The organism is Siminovitchia fortis (assembly GCF_003605365.2).
Taxonomy (GTDB): domain Bacteria; phylum Bacillota; class Bacilli; order Bacillales; family Bacillaceae_C; genus Siminovitchia; species Siminovitchia fortis.
Genome location: NZ_QYTU02000002.1, coordinates 24,026 through 42,091, shown reverse-complemented (window position 1 = coordinate 42,091; position 18,066 = coordinate 24,026). Strand labels below are relative to the sequence as shown.

Below are 18,066 nucleotides of genomic sequence, written 5' to 3'. Positions count from 1 at the left end.
TTAGTTATTGCCGACAGTCGGCTGGTCAACCAGGTTTGTATCAAGTGTATTAGTTCCACTGATTCCATTATTCGTGACGATAAAACCGCCGGTGCTGGAAGAACCGGAACCTTCAAACGTTTTTGAGGCGCTTTTTGGAGAAATGACAGCTGTGTCTCCAAAGTGAACAACGCCTCCCCCGACATTAAAAATTTGGATTGGTCCAACGATTGCAGGCATTTGTCATCTCCCTATCTTTTTTTTATGCTATCCTTTTGGATCCCAGGGGAAATCTGCCGAATATGAAGAACCCTTGCTTCAGTATTAATATGATTTGTAGTGCCTATTTGCACGATGGCAGATGAAGAAATCGTAATAATATGGACATTGCCGACTTTGATATCCGGACACTCGTTATACTTTGTAATAGACGGCGGCGGAACGGGAAGAGAAGGGATTGGGATAGGCTTGTTGAACGCATTGTAATTTCTGAAGTTGCCTTCGTTGACAAAAAACAATTCTTTATTTCTCTGAACAGCCAAAGCATCTGTGAATGCTTTCAAATGTACAGTGTCGCCGATTTCAACGACGGAGCCGAAGATCATACTTTTAATATCCATTGTCTTTACGACAGAACCTCTTAGCGGCATAATTGCATCTCCTTATTTAACGGGAAAGAGGAACAAAAGGCCCGATGATCAAAGATTCCGGCGGTGTGTCAAAAACGGACGCCAACTGGATTGTATTCGCATCTCCTACCAGCAGAACGGATGAAGCACTCACCCCGATCACCCGGATCTGCCCGACACATAATTCACGGTTCACCACATTAAGTTCCATGGGGGTTCGCCCCTCCCTGTTGATTTGGAATTTGAGAAATGAAGCCATGTACAGCTTTGTTAATATCCGCCAGTAATGTCTTGTATACTTTTTCGTACAATTCTTCTTCTTTCAGATCTGCGCCCGGCTGCGCGCTGAAGAAGCCCAGATAATGATCGGCTCTTGCGGGAATCTGTTTGCGGATATCTTCCTTGATTATGTCGATATAGGGCTCTTCAAGATTCCTGCCGATCTGTTTTTCTGTATCTTTTATCAGGGTGTCCAATTCATTATCGATATAATGATTCAGTTTTTCCAGTGTCTCATCATAAAGGTCGGGATGGCGTACAAAAGCCTGGGTTTGCTGCGACCCTGGCGGTACTGAAAAATCTTCCACAGAATCCAGGTCAGCAGGGTTGATACCGATATTTAAAGTTCCCTCCAATGTTTCCACTTTTAACTGGTCAAACTTATATTCTAGCCTTTCCACAGTCACAGCGGGCTTTTCTTTCATTTGTTTCAGTTCATTTGTCAGGAATTGGATTGACTTTCTCAGTTGGGTAATCTCCTTCTGCTGCCTTTCTATGAAGAAATATAATTGCTGCATCGTGTAATTTGTCTGCATTTTGTACATCCACCACCCTTTTTTAAAAATTATAAAATGCTAAGGTTGTGAGTAACTTATTTGTCACTTAATGCTGTGTCCGGCTCCGACGGACAGGAGGTTCTAGTGTCGCCGGCGCCACAGGACGTGGCGCCTTAAGGCGGCCAGCGCCTAGCGACTAGCAAACTTCGACCTCCTTTCCTCGAAAAAGCTTTGCTTTTTCTGCGTGGATGTTTATTCGAGGAAGTTGCTCAGAGCACTACGATAAGTCAACATCGGCTCCGACGCACAGGATGTGCTAGTGCAGGCGAAGCGACAGGACGTCGCTGCTTGAGCCTGCCTTCGTCGCCGTGTTTCCTTTATCTCATTGCGGAGGGCTCCAGTTTGTACGTCGCTAAACAAGCGCTTGCGCCTTTGTTCTCAGAGTAAGGAAGCATAAGATTTTTTAGCATTAAAATTTTGAACAAAGCCTTTTGTTGTCTAGCTCCAGCGCCTATCGACTAGCAGACTTCGCACCTCCTCCTACGATAAGTCAACATCGGCTCGTTCCTCGCCGTGTTTCCTTTATCTCGTCGGAGGCCACTCCAGTCTGTACGTCGATGGGCAAGGCGCTTGCGCTTTTCTAATTATAATGGAATTAAGCTGATTTCCTGCTGCGCCAGTTCGGTTTCGCCTGTTGCAGCAGGAGCAGGAGTAGTATAACCGCCCGTATTATATAAATGGGAAGAAGGGGTTATGACTCCCGCAGTACCGATTTGCAGCACCGAAGAGTTGGTAATACCGCCGATTTTGATCATTTGTATATGAATGGTCTGCTGAACATTTACAATCATGGCTTCCTCCTGTGCCATTATTTATAGGTTCAATAAGATGCCCTGATCCAGCCCGTCGGCATCATAACTGTTAGTGGCAGAGTTTTGGTTCCGAATCCTGATTCCTTCACCTGTATTAAATGATCCTGCACCCGCAAACGTTTTGGCATAGGAAATCGGATGGATTTGAAAAACATCCCCAATATTGAATGTCGCTCCTGTATTTACATTGATAATTTGAACGGCACCAACGAATCCGGGCAATACCGTTCACATCCTTCCATATCTCCGTATTGATCCATGCAATGTATTTTATGAAAAAAAATCGAATTGGTGATATTGCTTCTATTTTATGCATGATAGCCTCCATCCAAAAAATTCATCGCAGCAAGTATTATTGATTGTAGTTTTTTAGACAAACTTATACGATGGTGGTATAAAGAAATACGGAAGGGTTATGAAACTATTCTCATAAGGGGGCTTGGAATGGCCTGAAAGGAGTTGCGATGAATAAACATTTGGAACCGGTAAATGCAATGGAGAGAATCCAGGCTCTCGATGTTCTCAGGGGTCTTTCCCTGCTGGGGATTCTGCTGGTGAATATGATCGGCTTCCATTCGCCATATGGTTACTATAATCCATATGAATGGTGGAAGTATGGGGACCTGACAGTGTATGCGTGGCTGGATGTTCTGGTACAGGGAAGTTTTTATCCGATCTTTGCGATGATGTTTGGCTATGGATTGGTGATCATGCAGAGGCGTTCCGCAATCAGGGGAACTTCTTTTTGGAAAATCAGTTTAAGAAGACTTTCCGTTCTGCTCATTTTTGGAATCATACATGCTTTTTTTATTTGGTATGGAGATATTTTGATTACATATGCGTTGATGGGAATGGTCCTGCTCATGTTTTTGAGGCTGTCCGGTCCATGGCTGATGGCATTGGGCTGGGCGCTTTATTTGCTGCCGCAGCTATTCCTTTCGGGCATGCTTGTCCTAGCGTCACTGTTTGATACTGCATCCCTCGCGGATTATATTGATATTGCGGGCCTCCAACAGGCTGAGATCACATATTCAAGCGGGAGCTTCATGGATATTACAATCCAGAGGATTGCAGACTGGAAGGCGAGCAATTTATCGGGTGGCCTTATCATATATCTGTTTTTAATATTGCCGATGTTGATGATCGGGGCAGGGGCCGGGAAAATGCAATGGCTGGAAAAAGCAGGCAGCCAGTGGAAGAAGTGGCTTGTCATTTTACTTATTGCCCTTCCTGTCGGTATTGCCGTAAAAATGCTGCCTTTTTTCGCAGGTCTTTCCATCAGTTTTCAATACATACAAGATGCAATTGGCGGGCCCATTCTCGGCATGGCCTATGTAGCCGCCATTGTTTTAATTATGAGGAGCGCCAAAGCTGCAAAATGGCTGCATCCGCTCAGTTCAGCGGGACGGATGTCGATTACGATCTATATCATGCAGTCCGTGATCGGGACATTGATATTTTATCATTACGGATTGGGGCTTTACGGAGAAGTTTCACTGGCGACGGGGACTTGGCTTGCTTTTGCCATTTATATTATTCAAGTAATATTCGCCGAAATCTGGCTCGCCAAATTTAAACAGGGGCCCATTGAGAAGTTTTGGCGGTTTTTAACATATGGAAATAATAAAAAAAGAGGTGCAGTCAATGAAGTTAATGAGCTTTAAATTTGAAGGTACAGAAAAATATGGAGTTGTTGACGACAGCGGCCAAAAGGTTTGGGATGTGCCTGCATTGGCGGAGGCAGCAGGCAAGGAAATGCCGGCTTCCATTCTCGCAGGTATCGAAAGCGGCGGCCAATTTTACGAAAATGTAAAAGAGCTTGTTGAGTGGGGTGTGCAAAATGGAAAAGAGGAGTGTTTGCATTCGTTGGAAAGTATCACATGGATGGCGCCTATTCCGAGGCCAAGAAAAAATATTATGTGCGTCGGAAAAAATTACCGCGACCATGCGATAGAAATGGGGAGCGAAGCGGATATACCGGAGCATATCATGGTTTTCACCAAAGCTCCTACAACTGTTATCGGGCATGAAGCGCCTGTCGATGCTCACACAGAAGTGACCAATGAGCTTGATTATGAGGGAGAGCTGGCTTTGATCCTCGGAAAGGAAGGGAAAAATATTCCTGAAAATGAAGCGCTCGACTATATTTTCGGCTATACAATCCTTAACGACGTAACAGCGCGTGATCTTCAAAAAAGACATAAGCAATTTTTCATCGGAAAAAGTCTCGACACCACCTGTCCGATGGGGCCATGGATTGTGCACCATTCAGAAATCGATAATCCGAATGAACTTGCCATCCAGACGAAAGTCAACGGTGAAGTCAGGCAGGATTCCAACACGAAGCATTTCATCTTTCCGACGGAAGAAATTATTTCTACATTGTCACGTGGAATGACGCTTGAACCTGGGGACATCATTGCCACCGGCACTCCGGCAGGAGTAGGGAAAGGCTTCAACCCTCCGCGTATGTTAAAAAGCGGGGATCAGATCGAGATTACGATAGAAGGCATCGGCAAATTGCACAATTCTGTGAAATAGCATGTTTCCATTTGTCCGCCAATGCTAGTATGATAAGATTGAAAGGGAATCTATGGAAACAGCAAACACGTTTTTCGGGAGGGAAGTTTATATGTTTGATTCGACTCATGCCCACATCACAACATGGGCAATTGCTCTCATTTTATTTGTCGTCGTTTTGGTGCTGCAAAAAGGCGGCAATCATAAAGGTGCCAAAATCACGCAAATGATACTGCGGGTCTTTTATTTGCTGATTATCGCAACCGGAGTGCTTCTTTTCTCAAAACACCAAAGCTATAATCCTGCACTCTACGGAGTAAAGTTCTTGGGCGGCGTCATTGTCATTGTCATGATGGAAATGCTTCTTGTCAGAACGGGGAAGGGAAAGAATACCGGCATTCTTTGGGCCGTATTTGTCATCGCCCTGGCCATCACTTTTTTCCTGGGGCTGAAATTACCGCTCGGATGGAATATGCTTTCATAGAAATTGGAAAAAACCGTTGATGATCAGCGGTTTTTTTGTTGTTTAGGAAATTATAAAATGCTCAGGTTGTTAGTAACTTATTTGTCAATTAGTGCTGCGTCCGGCTCCGACGGACAGGAGGTCCTAGTGTCGCCGGCGCCACAGGACGTGGCGCTTTAAGGGGGCCAGCGCCTATCGACTAGCAGACTTCACGCCTGGTGTGCTCCTGCGGCGTAGCTTATTCGAGGATGTTTGGCTCACCTCGTCGCAAAGCTGCACGACCCCAACTCAAGGAAGCATCACACGAGGCCATTTCAAGTAGTAGCTTTCCTACGATAAGTCAACATCGCTCCGCTCCGCTGCGCGTGCTGTCCGGCTGCGAGAGCCATCGGCGCAAGGATTAAGCCAATCGCTGCTGAAGGCAAACTACGCCTTCTTCAGCGCTCGTCTAGCTTTGCGCCGATAAGCAGGCACTCTCCGCCTTTCCTTATCCTTTATCTCGTCTTAAGCGCTCCAGTCTGTACGTCGCTAAACAGGCGCTTACGCCTTTGTTCTGATATGGAAATCAAAAAAACTTCAGCATTTAAATATTCTTCCTCACTGAAACCTCTCCCCATTGAAATGGGGAGGTTCCCGGACCCTAAAGGGTCACGGTTCCATTGCGGTAAATCGCAATGGCGCGTGTGTACTTTGTGCTTTTCCCTTTCCGGATGAGGTTCTGGCTGCGGACTGGAGCTTTTCCACACGACGTTCGCGCACAAATCGTTCTGTCGAACGAGGGACTCGCTCGAGGCTTCCCTTGCGGTCGGCTCTCACAATTTAACGTACGCATCCGGTGTTTGACCTATACAACACCAATAGACATTTGCATCCACTGTCTTGCGACAGGAGATATGCCTATCTTTCGTGGGTTTCATCACGACAAAGGTTATATCTTTCGAACTCACGTTCTGTGTATTAATAATATAATATTTAAAAAATAAATGCAAGGACCGATTTCTTTTTTAAATCTATGCTACTGGCATTCATCTCGGCATTGAAATACCGGGCCTTCTGCCAGTCGTTCGTAAAATACGACAAAAGGTCCTAGAAAAGCATATGCAGACTTGCTAATATGGATGAAATAAGATGAAGGAACAGGAAGGGGAAATCCATGTTACGGAAATGGCTTCTGCTTTATACTATGATTATCCTGGTTGGGGGATGCTCCGGCAAAAAAGTTGAGGATGAAACAAAACCGGCGGCGCGTCCGGATTCTTCTGAAAGCTCTCTTGCTGAAGAGGAAAAGCCGGGTGAAGGAGAAAATAGGAAAGCATCGGAAATGGACCTTTCCGAACTTGAAAGAATAAAGATTCCTGAAACAAAGGAAGAATTAGCCGCCCAGCCTGGAGGAATCTTGACGAATGATATTCCTTTTGAAGAAGAAACCAATATGTGGCCGAAAATCGGTCTTGGTGACTATAAGGAAGAGCTTTTGGATAAGCTGGGAGAAGTTACAGGAACGGTACAGGATCCGGAAACGATCTTTAAGGCCATGCAATACTATATTGGAAGTTCAGCTTTTGGGCGTGCGATTAAAGAGCTGGAAGATTATAAAATGGATTGGTATGAACCTTATTTGCCAGAACCCGAGGAACTGGAAAGCCACAAGGGGCAGGGGGATCCCGGCAAAGTATTAATTCTTCTTGATGCCAGCTCAAGCATGCTGCTTGATATTGAAGGAAAACAGAAAATGGACGTGGCAAAGTCAGCGGCCACCCGGTTTGCCAATACAATCGGCGGGACGCATGATGTTTCTCTCATTGTTTATGGGCATGCCGGAACGCAAAATGACGAGGATAAGGAATTGTCCTGTACAACCATTGATGAGGTGTATCCGCTACAGCCTTTTGATCCAAAGAAATTCACTGAAGCGGTTGATGGTGTAGAAGCAAAGGGATGGACACCAATTGCGAATGCGATTAAAAAAGCAAGGGAGAACATGTCAGGTTTAAAACAACCGGTCACTTTGTATATTATCAGCGATGGTGCGGAAACATGCAATGGCGATCCGTCGGCGGAAGCAAAAGCATTTGCTGATGAAGACAAGAGAAGGGCTGTCAATATAATCGGCTTTGATGTAGATACTTCCGGGGAAAGCTCCCTCAAAAAAGTGGCAGCCGCCGGCAACGGGGAATATATTTCTGCCAAAACGATTGAAGAATTAAACGGATCCATTGAGAAAAAATGGGTTCCATCCTTTTTGGAGGTAATGAGCAAATCGAATGAATTAATCAAGCATTGGGGTCAATCCTATGATTCATTAACGGCTGTGAACAGCCTGAAAAGCCGTATTTATAACGCCGGCGTGGCTGAGAAAAACCGCTATTACTCTGCTCTGGATAGTATCCGGGGAGAAGGAATGATCTCTCCTGAAATATACGAAGAAATTAAGAAGCTAATTGAAAAGAAAGCAGATTTATCATTAGAAATATCAAAAGACATGGAGACCAAAAAGCACGATGAGCTGGAGGCGGACCGCCAAGCAGTCATTCATCGGGTGAATGAGTGGAGCGAGCGGATGAATAAAATCCGGAATTCACAAAAATAAAAAGAATACAGGGAAGGGGGTGCGCAGAAATCATTTTTACTTTTCGGACACCCCCTTCATTTATTTGTCAATAACCGCAATAATTCTCTCTTTTTCATCCAGTACAAGCTCTATTCCGGTAAAAGGATCCTCATCTAACATTTCATTCAGCCACGAACGGATGGCTTCCATGGTGTGAATTGTTTGCAGAGAGTATCTTTGTCCTCGAATATAGGCATCTTGCAGAGGGGAAAAGTGTCTTTTGGTACGACTATAAAGCTCATTTAGCGGTTGGTACGAAGAGTCAATACATTTTGAGTCTCTCTTTCTACTTTCAGAGGTACTGATTGAAGAACTGCTTGAAGCCAGGCGTTCTGCAAAGCGGTAAAAAAACGCATTGTCTCGATGCATAAAATTGACGGAGGCGGGTGAAAAGGCTAATCTTAAAGGCGTAGATGTTATAGGGAGGTTACGGTTTTGAGCAAAAAGAGTCTGGTTTTCCTGCTGATTCCGTTTCTTCTTTTTTCCGCCGCCTTTTCAGCAAGTGCCGACAAAAAAGAAGAACGATTGTGGGAAGATGAAATCGTGTATTCACTTATGGTGGACCGATTTAATAATGGGGATAACAGCAATGATGAGGGAGTCGACCTTTCCGACCCGGCCAATAAATTCCAGGGCGGAGATTTCAGGGGCATCATCCAGAAATTGGATTACTTGAAAGATATGGGATTTACGACAATCATGCTGTCACCTGTTTTTAAAAATGAGGAAAATGGTTTTCACGGGGAATGGGTCAACGACTTCTATGAGACAGATCCTCACTTCGGAACGGTTGACGAGTTAAGGGAGCTTGTGAATGAAGCTCACAACAAAGATATGAAGATCATGTTTGAATTTGTGACGACTCATGTGGGACAGAACCATCCATGGACAAAAGATCCATCCAAGAAGGATTGGTTCAAAACAGAAGCCATGGATTCGGATAATAAATGGCTGAATGGACTGCCGCAGCTTGACCTGAATAACAGGGAAGTCCAACGGTATCTGATCGATGCAGCCAAATGGTGGATCGGAGAAACAGGAGTTGACGGCTTCAGCCTGTCAGGAATTGACCAGGCGCCAATTGAATTTTGGGAAGACTTCTCTGCTGCCGTAAAAGAGCAAAATGATCACTTTTACTTAACCGGGACAGCTAGCGAAGGCACTGAAGACTTGAAAAAGTACCAGGAAGCGGGAATTGCCGGCGTCGTTGATTCGGCCTTGACCAAGCCTTTAAGAGATTCCTATTCCATTATAGATGTATCTTCAAAGTCATTGATGGATGTATGGGAAAAGAATAGTGCAGTCTATCCTGACCCTCAATCTTTGGGAGCCCTTTTCGACGACCGAAACTCAACCAGGTATACCAAAGATATGGTGGACAAAAAACAATACCCTGGAGCCCGGTGGAAGCTTGCACTTTTTTATCTGTATACACAGCCGGAAGTCCCGGTCGTTTTCTACGGTACCGAAATTGCGGTGAACGGGGACTTGCCTCCTGACAATGTCCCGGTGATGAATTTTCGGGCCGATGAGGAATTGATGGAATTTATCGGCCGTGTAGGGATAATCAGGCAGGAACAGAAGGCGCTTAGCCGCGGGGATATGGAGCTTTTATATGAGAAAGACGGGATGCTTGTTTTTAAGAGGGAATATGAGGGTGAAACGGTTGTAGTCGCCATTAATAATACGACGAAGGACCAGACCGTAGTGATCCCGTCAGAAAAAATTGAGAATGATAAAGAGCTGCGGGGATTGTTTGCCTCTGATCTGGTAAAAAGCGAGAACGGTAACTATAAAATCGTTGTAGACAGGGAAATGATGGAAGTGTACAAGCTTGCTGATAAGGCAGGTTACAATGTGCCGTTCATCTTTTCGATTTTTGCCGTATTTATCGTCTTTGGCCTCTTTATGTATTTTGCCTGGAAAAGAGGGAAAAAGCGAAATCCATATGAGTAAAGCTGAGCTGCCGAATTTTCGGCAGCTTCTTTATGAATATTAAGCGTACTATGGAATGCTTTAATGTGGATAATTTTGTTCTCAACCATTAAGCACTTCTCCGCCATTTACATGGATCATTTGCCCCGACACGTAGCTTGCGTCATTTGAGGCCAGATAAACATAAGCCGGTGCCAGTTCATGCGGCTGCCCAGGCCTTTTCATCGGCTGGGTTGAACCGAACGTCCCGACATGCTCCGCTGAAAAAGTCGATGGGATCAGGGGTGTCCAAATCGGTCCCGGCGCTACCCCGTTCACACGGATTCCTTTCGTTGCCAAGGATGCCGAAAGAGAGCGGGTGAATGATACGATGGCACCTTTAGTCGCCGAATAATCGATCAAACCCGGGCTGCCCTTATAGGCTGTAATGGATGCGGTATTGATGATGCTGCTTCCCTGTTTCAGATGAGGGAGAGCGGCCTTTGTCAAGTAGAACATCGAGAACACATTTGTTCTAAAGGTTTTTTGCAGTTGTTCATCCGTTATTTCGAGAAGGCTCTCTTTCGGATGCTGTTCGCCCGCATTGTTGACAAGTATATCTATTTTTCCAAATTCGTCGATCACCTGTTTTACGATCCGCCGGCAATGGGCTTCATCACCGACATCACCGCGTATAAGCAGGCATTTTCTTCCTTCGTCTTCAATGAGTTTTTTTGTGTTTTTCGCATCTTGGTCCTCTTCCAAATAGCTGATGGCAACATCTGCCCCTTCTTTGGCAAAATAGATGGCAACAGCTTTTCCTATCCCGCTGTCTCCTCCGGTGATAATCGCCGCTTTTCCGTCGAGCTTTCCGCTTCCCCGGTATCCCGGATCAACGGATTTGGGAACAGGATCCATTTCCGACTCTATGCCGGGCTGATGATTCTGGACCTGCTCGGGCATCGTTTGCTTTTTGTTTTCGCTCATGCGTAGCCCCTCCTTGATCTATTGCATAAAAAATGCGAATGGATACATGTATCATTTACCCATTCGCATATGAAATATTCAATTTGATTTATCTATAGTTGATGAACTGTACATCGATCGGCAGGTCTGCAGAGCGGATGGCACTGATGATTTGCTGCAGATCATCCCTGTTTTTTCCGGTAACCCGTATTTGGTCATCCTGGATTTGGCTTTTTACCTTTAGCCGGCTTTCTTTAATGATTGTATTGATTTTCTTGGCATTTTCCTTATCAATGCCCTGAACGAGTTTGCCGCGTTGGCGAACGGTGCCTCCTAGGGCGCTTTCGATTTTGCCGTATTGGATATTCTTTACAGGGACATCACGCTTGATCAATTTTCCAAGCAAAACATCCTTCACTTGCGACAATTTAAATTCATCGTCAGAAATGAGTACAAGCTCATCATTCTCCAAAGTGATATCACTTTTGCTCCCTTTAAAGTCAAATCGGTTCTTTATCTCTTTCATTGCAATATTAATCGCGTTGGTCACCTCGGAAAGGTCAACCTTGGATACGATGTCAAATGAATTTTCCTTTGCCATAATCTACCTCCGGACCGCTTTTCCTTCATTATAGGTGAAAGGGGAGGGCAGGACAATAAGGAAAAAGTGTTTCCTCCAAGTATCCTTACTATCGAGGGAAAATACATCGTTTATTATCAAATAATTTTGCTGCAAGTGACCTTCAAAACGGCGTCCAATGTCAATAACGTGCGGCTATATTTGGAAATCGACCACAACAGTCCAACTTCTTCAGGAGAAGCATGGTTTGACCGCATCCAATTGGAAAAAGCGGATGTCTCATCCCCTTATAATCCGATCGGAAACAGCAGCTTTGAGAATGGATTAACGAGTTGGACGAAAACAAGCGGTACAGCCACAGTGGATCAGGCAAATGCTTACGATGGAAAGACATCCCTTAAAATGACCCGAACAACTGCCCAGGACGGCATTTAATACAAATAAGTGTTTAACATCAATCAAGCCATTGAATCTCCCAAGCCGTTTACCGTTACAGGGATGTCAAGAAGCAGCAAAGTAACGAACACGGTGGACAATGGGCCGAACAAAGATTATTCATTATGGGCAAAGATTGTGTATGCGGATGGAACGTCAGAAGATAAACAGGCCATGTTCCCGATCGGCACACAGGAGTGGAACCGCTCGGCCATTTATATCAATCCCTCAAAGGCGGTACAATCAGTTGAAATCTATCCGACTTTTAAGGGGAATAATGCAGGTACCGTATGGTTTGATTCGATCCGGCTGATCGAAGGAAACATCCTCTCTTCGGCTGTGTATGATGCAAAGAAAAACTATGCCGAGGCATTGACGGATGTCCTCAACCGCAAAACACAGAAGAAATATGATGAAGTCGGAAATCTGCTGGAGGAAACGGATCCAAAAGGCAATAAGAAAACCTATGCGTATGATGCCAATAATCGATTAAAGACGCTCAGCCTCCCTAATGCGTCGGTCGTTTCCTACGACTATGACAAAAACGGAAACAATACCGCGAAAACCATCAGTGCCGGCGAAAAAAGACAAACTTTCACCTATCAATATGACGAAGACAATAAAGTGACATCGGTCACCGATCCATTGAATCACAAGACCAGTTATCAATATGACGATAACGATAATTTGGTACAGACGATTCTGCCAAACGGGCAAATCATTAAAAACACGTATGACAACGCGGATCGCATCGATAAAATCTACTATAACAACAGCCTGGCCTTTGAATTTGTCAAAGATAAAAACGGTAACGAAACATTGATTGCCGACTCTCTTAATCAACTGAAAAAAGAGCAGGCATTTGATACGAAGAACCGGATGACGAACCAGACAATCAAAAAGAATGATGCCATCCTTGAGACGGTATCCTGGAAATATCCGGCCAACTCCGACAAGCTGGAGTCCACAAGTTTCTCGCACAAGGGAACGGCTCAAACGATGAGCTATGAGTATAATAAACTCGAACAAAATACGGTCGTAAAAAATAACGGCCAAACATTCCGGCTCGACTATGACGAGTTGGGCAATGTGACAACCTACTCCCCGCCAACGGAGTCGGCACCACCTATGTCTATGACCCGGCCGGACAGGTCATCTCCATGTCCACAAACAAAGTGGACACGTCAACCGGAGCCATGACGACCGTCATAAAAATACACCTATGATGCCAACGGGAACCGAACGGAAATTCTTTATAATGACGGGAAGAAAGAAACATACACGTACGACCATATGGACCAGCTTGTCCGTGAGACAAAGAAAGACGGTTCCGTTAATGAATACAAGTACGACGGATTCGGCAACCGGATTTATCAAAAGATCGGCAGCCAGGCAGCCGTTACGTCGACTTACAACATGCTCAACCAGCTGACTTCTTACGGGAACGAAACCATCAAATACGATCAAAACGGGAACCGGTTGGAAGATGGGAAGTTCACCTATCAATGGAATGCGGCCGACCAACTCGTATCCGTCACGAAAAAAGGAGAAAGCTCCCCTTTTGCAGAATACAAATATGATGATGACGGCCGAAGAATCCAAAAGAAGGTAAATGGCACCATCACCAATTACATCTATGACGGTGATAGCCTGAACGTCCTGTATGAAACGAATGCCAATGACCAGGTCCAGCGTTCTTATGTCTACAGCGCCGACGGCCAATTGCTGGCCATGAACAAACACAGTGGGAATACAGTCACTGCGACCTATTATTATCATTACAACCCGCGCGGCGATGTCATCGCCTTAACGGACCAATCAGGTAACGTTATCGCCAGCTACTCTTATGACAGTTGTGGCAACCCTTTGGAGGTAAAAAGGACCGGGATTACACTGGAAAATCCATTCCGCTATGCAGGCTATCAATATGATGAGGAGACCGGACTTTACTACTTGATGGCTCGTTACTACCATCCAACACATGGCGTCTTCCTGTCAATGGACCCGGATCCCGGTGATGACGACGATATCCTGACGCAAAATGGTTATACGTATGCCAATAACAACCCCATAATGATGGTCGATCCTGATGGAAAATGGTTCTGGTTAGCGGTGAATGCCGGTTTTGCGGCTTATGATGGATATAAGGCTTATAGAGCTGGGAAAGGATGGAAAGGTGTTGCAGGGGCAGCCGCTTCCAACTTTGGCCCAGGGAAAGTGTTTAAGGGTGCGAAGAAAGTCTATAGGTTTGCAAAGGGCACTGGTAGGCAAGGAAAACAAGCAAAGTTGAGGTCATTGATAAATGACCCTAAACAGCCGAAGCATGTAAGAGGTTGGATTCGGAATGAAAAAAGGCACATAAAAAACGGAAAAAGAAAAAATATTCGCGTTCCAATAGGATACGAGTTAGCTCATAAAAGGAGTTATGAAGCTAGAAAGGGGGCAAGTTACAAACATTCAAGCCTACAAGTTATAAGGAACCATCGATTACAGCACTTCTATGATGGATATGGTAAGGGTAGAAAAAATAAAAACGTTAGATGGAAATATGTGAAACGTTGAGGAGGTCACTAATTGAATAAGATAGAAATCGAAAAAACAATGCAAATGGAGCCGCGTAAGAGGTACGAGTATTTTATCAAAAAAATTGTTGACTTTGAAGAAGTCTGGTCTTTAAGTAATGAAAAAGGTTGGGTTACTTCAAAGGCGTCCGATGGCAGTTTAATGTTGCATTTCTGGCCTACAAAAGAGCACGCAAAATTATGTGCCATTAAGGAATGGGAGAACTCTACTCCGGAATCAATAGATTTAGAAGATTTTGTTGGTAATTGGTTACCTGGCATGCTGAATGACGGAGTGAGCATATCAATATTTTATAACAATATAGATTCAATCACTCTTCCAATAAATAAAATTATGGAGGATATTGAGGAAGAGTTAGAAAACTACTGAGTCCATCCTAGCAAGATAAGAGTAAAATAATCCCCATCTGTCTTTAGATGGGGATTTTACATATGTTTATTTATATTTATTGGACAATGTCAGAATGTATTCTCGTGCCCAACGCTGTCGGAAACACTTATGTATATGACCGAGCCGACCAAATTATCTCCATGTCCACAAACAGAGTGATATCAACCGGTTCCCGTTTTGACCATCATCCATTACGGTCAAATCTGGGAACTGTTTGGAGACGGTACAATACGTACCGATGGAATTTGTCCGACCAACTAGTATCCGTTAGGAAAAAAGGGGAAAGCACTCCTTTTGGAGAATACAAGTATGACGATGACGGCCGGAGAATCCAAAAGATAGTAAATGGCACCATCACCAATTACATTTATGCGGTGACAGCCTGAATGTCCTGTGTGAAACGAATGCCAATGACCAATTCCAGCGTTCTTATGTGTATAGTGCAGACGACCAATTGCTCGCGTTGAACAAACACAGCGGAAATACAGTCACAGCCACCTATTACTACCATTACAACCCGCGCGGTGATGTCATCGCCTTAACGGACCAGTCAGGAAACGTAGTCGCCAGTTACTCATACGACAGTTGGGGCAATCCATTGGAGGCAAAGCGGACCGGGATTGCACTGGAAACCCCTTCCGCTATGCAGGCTATCAATATGATGAGGAAACGGGTTTATACTACTTGATGGCACGCTACTTCCATCCGACCCATGGTGACTTCCTGTCAATGGACCCGGATCCCGGCGACGATGACGTTTTCCTGACATAAAACGGCTATACGTTCGCCAATAATAACCCGGTAATGATGGTGGATCCGGATGGACATTGGTTTTGGATGGCGGGAGGAGCTTTAATTGGGGGAGTATCTTCCTATAAAGCGGCTAAGAAAAAAGGGGCTAGAGGTTGGAAATTAGCCGGAGCAACTCTTGCAGGTGCAGCGATAGGTTCCGTTGGAGGGGGTGGAGCCGGGACTTTCAGAGCTGTAAAGGTTGCTAGAGCTGCTTATAATGCAAGAAAAGGGAGTCAATTTGTCAAGGGAAGAGCCGCTCACAACGCTTGGACGAAAGCAATGAAAAGAGTGGTCCCAGGTGGAAAGTATGATAAAAGATTAAGAGGAACAAAAAAAGCCCGGATGCAAAAGGTATATTCCTGCCGGGAGACACTAGCATTGCAGGAGGTTTTTATTCAAAAGTCAAGCGATTTTAACTTACGAAATAAGTTAGAAAACCGTCCAAAGACTGGTTGGCATAGAGAGAATAAGTAAATCACAGCTTTCGCGTAAAAATGGGGATATACCGCACTAGGTTTTCCAGGTCATCTTGCATTATTTAATTCAGAAACTGCACCAATTACTTGGTCCCAATAAAGCAGACCAAGCTACTCGGAAAGCTTAATCTAATAGATTCATCAACCATTTCGATGTATCTTAACCAATATGAATGGGCAGATTTTCGAGAGACAAAATCGGGGGATAAAGATGAATACCTCCATTGTCTTTTCCGCTGGCATTTCCCAACCAAATAAAATGATCCTTACATCCGCGAGGCCTGTAGATGAAACGTAATTGGACGCATTAATTGTGGATAAACACGCCCTTCATGTATTTGACCGCGGTTATTTTAACTTTAAAAAGTTTGATGCCTATTTCTACGACGGTAAAGTGAAGTGTAGGAGTTTTCGTAATTCTCAGCAACCTCAATACCTGATTTTTTGCCGAGATTGTTCATAAATCATTATTTTATAAAAAGGGGGACATTCGGAATAAAAGGCTCTTTTATTAATAATAAAATATCCGCACAGGGGTTATTCGTGGAAAATGTCATATCAACCTAAATTACGAAAGTAAATTTGCTGAATACATTTTCCCTTATAAACCTAAAGTAAAAACAAGGCTGAACAAAATCTGAACTAGTTTACATTAACTACAATATAATCTATATATTTATCACCTAGATAAACAAGCAAAGCCCATATCCCTGATTCATCCAACTGCATATTTGAAGGTAAATGAGCATCAGCTCCATTATTTGGGCCTCCTAGGAAGGATGTTGTCCAAACCTTTTCTCCATTTACAACTAATGCCGGCGATACTTTATTTTTCCCTTTTTTAACAGCGACTATTGATAATTCACCTTATGGGAGTGACTTTCCCCAAAAATGCCACATATATTTGCCTGTTTTTTTCTTTTCAAACGGGAAATCAATAAACCCAACTTTATTCTTTAAACCCTCATCTCGTAATTTCCGGATTGAAAAGTGGGACTCTCTTCCCACTCAATAGATTTAATAATTTCTTCATTTATCGCAAAGGGCAAAGTCTTTGTCTCATCATTAGTATTTGTTATAATATCCGTTTTTGAATTATCAGCATTGTCTTCTGAACCATACTTTTTTGAATTATCACAACCTATTAAACAAGACATAATCATAAAAATTAAAATATATCTAATTGAACTCACTCCCAACACTGAGTTTGTTAAACGAATTTTTTGAAAGGGGCTGTCCAGAAAGTCAGTGAAAATTGATTTTCTGTGACAGCCCTGTTTTTGATTTATATCGAAAGATGCCTACAAAAAAATCGTCCCTTCTAGTAAAATGAAAATGACCAAACCAACATTTCAGAAAGGACGATTTTTTATGAGTAATCCGAAGATCACTAACAATGAGTATAACACACAAATGAGCCTTCCTCTAGAGGTAAAAGGCATTCAATGAAATGCGGTTTGCGGCTTATGACCGATATGAGGCTTTTAGGCTGGGAAGGGCAAAAAGCATGGCCATTAGTTAAAGAAAGGAGATAACTACATGTGTTATTTCATTACTATTGGATTAGACAGGGAGATACCGAATGAAATAAAAAACGAATTTGAAATAAAGGACATTTTCATTGAAAGAATATTTGATAACAAACCTGCTGATATTTTTAGTTGTAAATATAAATATGTTTATACGATTACTACTGGAATGTGTTCTTGTGACTTTTTTAAAAAAACGAGTAATGAAAGAAAATTCACGGAATCCATGTCTCTTTTAAAATCATTTTTTCGCATTTTGAAGGAGAAAGGGTATAGTATTGCCTTTTATTTTCATATGTACGCAGGGACTTATGGGGAAGAAGATTTGCCAATCTTATCAAAAACTAAAATGAAAGCACATGATTTTATTTCTAATCTCCAAAATCTTGAAGAAGATGTTATTTATCTTACAAATAAGTATATGTAATTTTTTAATTGCAATATACAACGATTAAGCCCAAATCAACCGCAATTTTGGTAGAAGTATCAAATACTGGATGCCCTAGGACATATCGGATAACTTAATTTGAATAGCGGGATCTTGTACGGGC

Annotated in this window: 21 protein-coding genes and 1 pseudogene; 13 read left to right on the top strand and 9 right to left on the bottom strand. The window is 43.5% G+C overall.

Features of this window, described 5'->3' with window-relative positions; genetic code table 11:
• From D4N35_RS01920 to D4N35_RS01890, 6 genes are all read right to left on the bottom strand, one after another.
• Window positions 1-219 carry a spore germination protein gene (locus D4N35_RS01920; RefSeq protein ID WP_120069137.1) on the bottom strand — a complete coding sequence of 73 codons (219 nt, stop codon included), beginning with the start codon at window positions 217-219 and terminating at the stop codon, window positions 1-3.
• Between the two features lie 11 nt (window positions 220-230).
• Window positions 231-629 carry a spore germination protein GerPE gene (locus D4N35_RS01915; protein ID WP_120069135.1) on the bottom strand — a complete coding sequence of 133 codons (399 nt, stop codon included), beginning with the start codon at window positions 627-629 and terminating at the stop codon, window positions 231-233.
• A 16-nt stretch (window positions 630-645) separates the two neighbouring features.
• Complete coding sequence (locus tag D4N35_RS01910) at window positions 646-819, bottom strand: spore germination protein GerPD (RefSeq protein ID WP_120069133.1); 174 nt, start codon at window positions 817-819, stop codon at window positions 646-648.
• Window positions 809-1,423, bottom strand: coding sequence for a spore germination protein GerPC (gene gerPC, locus D4N35_RS01905; RefSeq protein WP_164876261.1), 615 nt, complete (start codon window positions 1,421-1,423; stop codon window positions 809-811). The genes D4N35_RS01910 and gerPC overlap by 11 nt, the downstream gene beginning before the upstream one ends.
• 605 nt (window positions 1,424-2,028) lie before the next feature.
• A complete protein-coding gene (locus tag D4N35_RS01895) occupies window positions 2,029-2,235 on the bottom strand; it encodes a spore germination protein GerPB (RefSeq protein ID WP_120069126.1) in 207 nt (68 codons plus the stop codon).
• Between the two features lie 21 nt (window positions 2,236-2,256).
• Entirely contained in the window at window positions 2,257-2,478 is a 222-nt protein-coding gene (locus D4N35_RS01890) for a spore germination protein (protein ID WP_120069123.1), read from the bottom strand.
• Window positions 2,479-2,720: 242 nt separating this feature from the next.
• On the opposite strand from D4N35_RS01890, the gene D4N35_RS01885 reads away from it, so the two are divergent.
• From D4N35_RS01885 to D4N35_RS01865, 5 genes are all read left to right on the top strand, one after another.
• Window positions 2,721-3,920, top strand: coding sequence for a DUF418 domain-containing protein (locus D4N35_RS01885; protein WP_120069121.1), 1,200 nt, complete (start codon window positions 2,721-2,723; stop codon window positions 3,918-3,920).
• Window positions 3,901-4,797, top strand: coding sequence for a fumarylacetoacetate hydrolase family protein (locus tag D4N35_RS01880; protein ID WP_120069118.1), 897 nt, complete (start codon window positions 3,901-3,903; stop codon window positions 4,795-4,797). The genes D4N35_RS01885 and D4N35_RS01880 overlap by 20 nt, the downstream gene beginning before the upstream one ends.
• A 91-nt stretch (window positions 4,798-4,888) precedes the next feature.
• Complete coding sequence (locus D4N35_RS01875; protein WP_120069115.1) at window positions 4,889-5,260, top strand: YisL family protein; 372 nt, start codon at window positions 4,889-4,891, stop codon at window positions 5,258-5,260.
• Between the two features lie 1,132 nt (window positions 5,261-6,392).
• The gene (locus tag D4N35_RS01870) at window positions 6,393-7,829 is read left to right on the top strand and encodes a vWA domain-containing protein (RefSeq protein WP_120069112.1); all 1,437 of its coding nucleotides are present in this window, start codon (window positions 6,393-6,395) and stop codon (window positions 7,827-7,829) included.
• Window positions 7,830-8,285: 456 nt separating this feature from the next.
• Window positions 8,286-9,806: an alpha-amylase family glycosyl hydrolase gene (locus tag D4N35_RS01865; RefSeq protein ID WP_120069109.1), complete on the top strand. Its 1,521-nt coding sequence runs from the start codon at window positions 8,286-8,288 to the stop codon at window positions 9,804-9,806.
• 81 nt (window positions 9,807-9,887) lie between these two features.
• On the opposite strand, the gene D4N35_RS01860 is transcribed toward D4N35_RS01865, so the two are convergent.
• Window positions 9,888-10,751: an SDR family oxidoreductase gene (locus D4N35_RS01860; protein ID WP_120069106.1), complete on the bottom strand. Its 864-nt coding sequence runs from the start codon at window positions 10,749-10,751 to the stop codon at window positions 9,888-9,890.
• Window positions 10,752-10,839: 88 nt separating this feature from the next.
• Entirely contained in the window at window positions 10,840-11,331 is a 492-nt protein-coding gene (locus tag D4N35_RS01855) for a YajQ family cyclic di-GMP-binding protein (protein WP_120069104.1), read from the bottom strand.
• Window positions 11,332-11,397: 66 nt separating this feature from the next.
• Here D4N35_RS01855 and D4N35_RS01850 point away from each other — a divergent pair, with 66 nt between their 5' ends.
• The 7 genes and pseudogenes from D4N35_RS01850 (at window position 11,398) to D4N35_RS18010 (ending at window position 15,984) form a co-directional block, all read left to right on the top strand.
• Window positions 11,398-11,745 (top strand): hypothetical protein, encoded by a 348-nt coding sequence (locus tag D4N35_RS01850; protein ID WP_120069101.1) that lies wholly within the window; start codon window positions 11,398-11,400, stop codon window positions 11,743-11,745.
• 9 nt (window positions 11,746-11,754) lie between these two features.
• Window positions 11,755-12,945 (top strand): RHS repeat domain-containing protein, encoded by a 1,191-nt coding sequence (locus D4N35_RS01845; protein WP_120069098.1) that lies wholly within the window; start codon window positions 11,755-11,757, stop codon window positions 12,943-12,945.
• A gap of 15 nt (window positions 12,946-12,960) precedes the next feature.
• Window positions 12,961-14,307, top strand: a pseudogene (locus D4N35_RS01840) (polymorphic toxin type 8 domain-containing protein); the annotation flags it as partial.
• Between the two features lie 12 nt (window positions 14,308-14,319).
• Entirely contained in the window at window positions 14,320-14,697 is a 378-nt protein-coding gene (locus D4N35_RS01835; protein WP_120069093.1) for a DUF2750 domain-containing protein, read from the top strand.
• 62 nt (window positions 14,698-14,759) lie between these two features.
• Complete coding sequence (locus D4N35_RS18585) at window positions 14,760-15,104, top strand: hypothetical protein (RefSeq protein ID WP_306463611.1); 345 nt, start codon at window positions 14,760-14,762, stop codon at window positions 15,102-15,104.
• 199 nt (window positions 15,105-15,303) lie between these two features.
• Complete coding sequence (locus D4N35_RS18575; RefSeq protein WP_328591053.1) at window positions 15,304-15,489, top strand: RHS repeat-associated core domain-containing protein; 186 nt, start codon at window positions 15,304-15,306, stop codon at window positions 15,487-15,489.
• Window positions 15,490-15,555: 66 nt separating this feature from the next.
• A complete protein-coding gene (locus D4N35_RS18010; protein ID WP_164876260.1) occupies window positions 15,556-15,984 on the top strand; it encodes a hypothetical protein in 429 nt (142 codons plus the stop codon).
• Between the two features lie 644 nt (window positions 15,985-16,628).
• Here D4N35_RS18010 and D4N35_RS18335 read toward each other — a convergent pair.
• Window positions 16,629-16,841, bottom strand: a complete 213-nt coding sequence (locus D4N35_RS18335) for a DUF4871 domain-containing protein (protein WP_235870261.1) — start codon at window positions 16,839-16,841, stop codon at window positions 16,629-16,631.
• Window positions 16,842-17,525: 684 nt separating this feature from the next.
• Between D4N35_RS18335 and D4N35_RS01820 the strand changes: the two genes are divergently transcribed.
• Complete coding sequence (locus tag D4N35_RS01820) at window positions 17,526-17,942, top strand: hypothetical protein (protein WP_120069089.1); 417 nt, start codon at window positions 17,526-17,528, stop codon at window positions 17,940-17,942.
• Window positions 17,943-18,066: the final 124 nt, after the last annotated feature.

Coding starts and splice junctions, on each gene's coding strand:
- D4N35_RS01920 (WP_120069137.1), bottom strand. CDS start 219: ATGCCTGCAATCGTTGGACCAATCCAAATTTTTAATGTCGGGGGAGGC.
- D4N35_RS01915 (WP_120069135.1), bottom strand. CDS start 629: ATGCCGCTAAGAGGTTCTGTCGTAAAGACAATGGATATTAAAAGTATG.
- D4N35_RS01910 (WP_120069133.1), bottom strand. CDS start 819: ATGGAACTTAATGTGGTGAACCGTGAATTATGTGTCGGGCAGATCCGG.
- gerPC (WP_164876261.1), bottom strand. CDS start 1,423: ATGCAGACAAATTACACGATGCAGCAATTATATTTCTTCATAGAAAGG.
- D4N35_RS01895 (WP_120069126.1), bottom strand. CDS start 2,235: ATGATTGTAAATGTTCAGCAGACCATTCATATACAAATGATCAAAATC.
- D4N35_RS01885 (WP_120069121.1), top strand. CDS start 2,721: ATGAATAAACATTTGGAACCGGTAAATGCAATGGAGAGAATCCAGGCT.
- D4N35_RS01880 (WP_120069118.1), top strand. CDS start 3,901: ATGAAGTTAATGAGCTTTAAATTTGAAGGTACAGAAAAATATGGAGTT.
- D4N35_RS01875 (WP_120069115.1), top strand. CDS start 4,889: ATGTTTGATTCGACTCATGCCCACATCACAACATGGGCAATTGCTCTC.
- D4N35_RS01870 (WP_120069112.1), top strand. CDS start 6,393: ATGTTACGGAAATGGCTTCTGCTTTATACTATGATTATCCTGGTTGGG.
- D4N35_RS01860 (WP_120069106.1), bottom strand. CDS start 10,751: ATGAGCGAAAACAAAAAGCAAACGATGCCCGAGCAGGTCCAGAATCAT.
- D4N35_RS01855 (WP_120069104.1), bottom strand. CDS start 11,331: ATGGCAAAGGAAAATTCATTTGACATCGTATCCAAGGTTGACCTTTCC.
- D4N35_RS18585 (WP_306463611.1), top strand. CDS start 14,760: ATGTTTATTTATATTTATTGGACAATGTCAGAATGTATTCTCGTGCCC.
- D4N35_RS18010 (WP_164876260.1), top strand. CDS start 15,556: ATGGCGGGAGGAGCTTTAATTGGGGGAGTATCTTCCTATAAAGCGGCT.
- D4N35_RS01820 (WP_120069089.1), top strand. CDS start 17,526: ATGTGTTATTTCATTACTATTGGATTAGACAGGGAGATACCGAATGAA.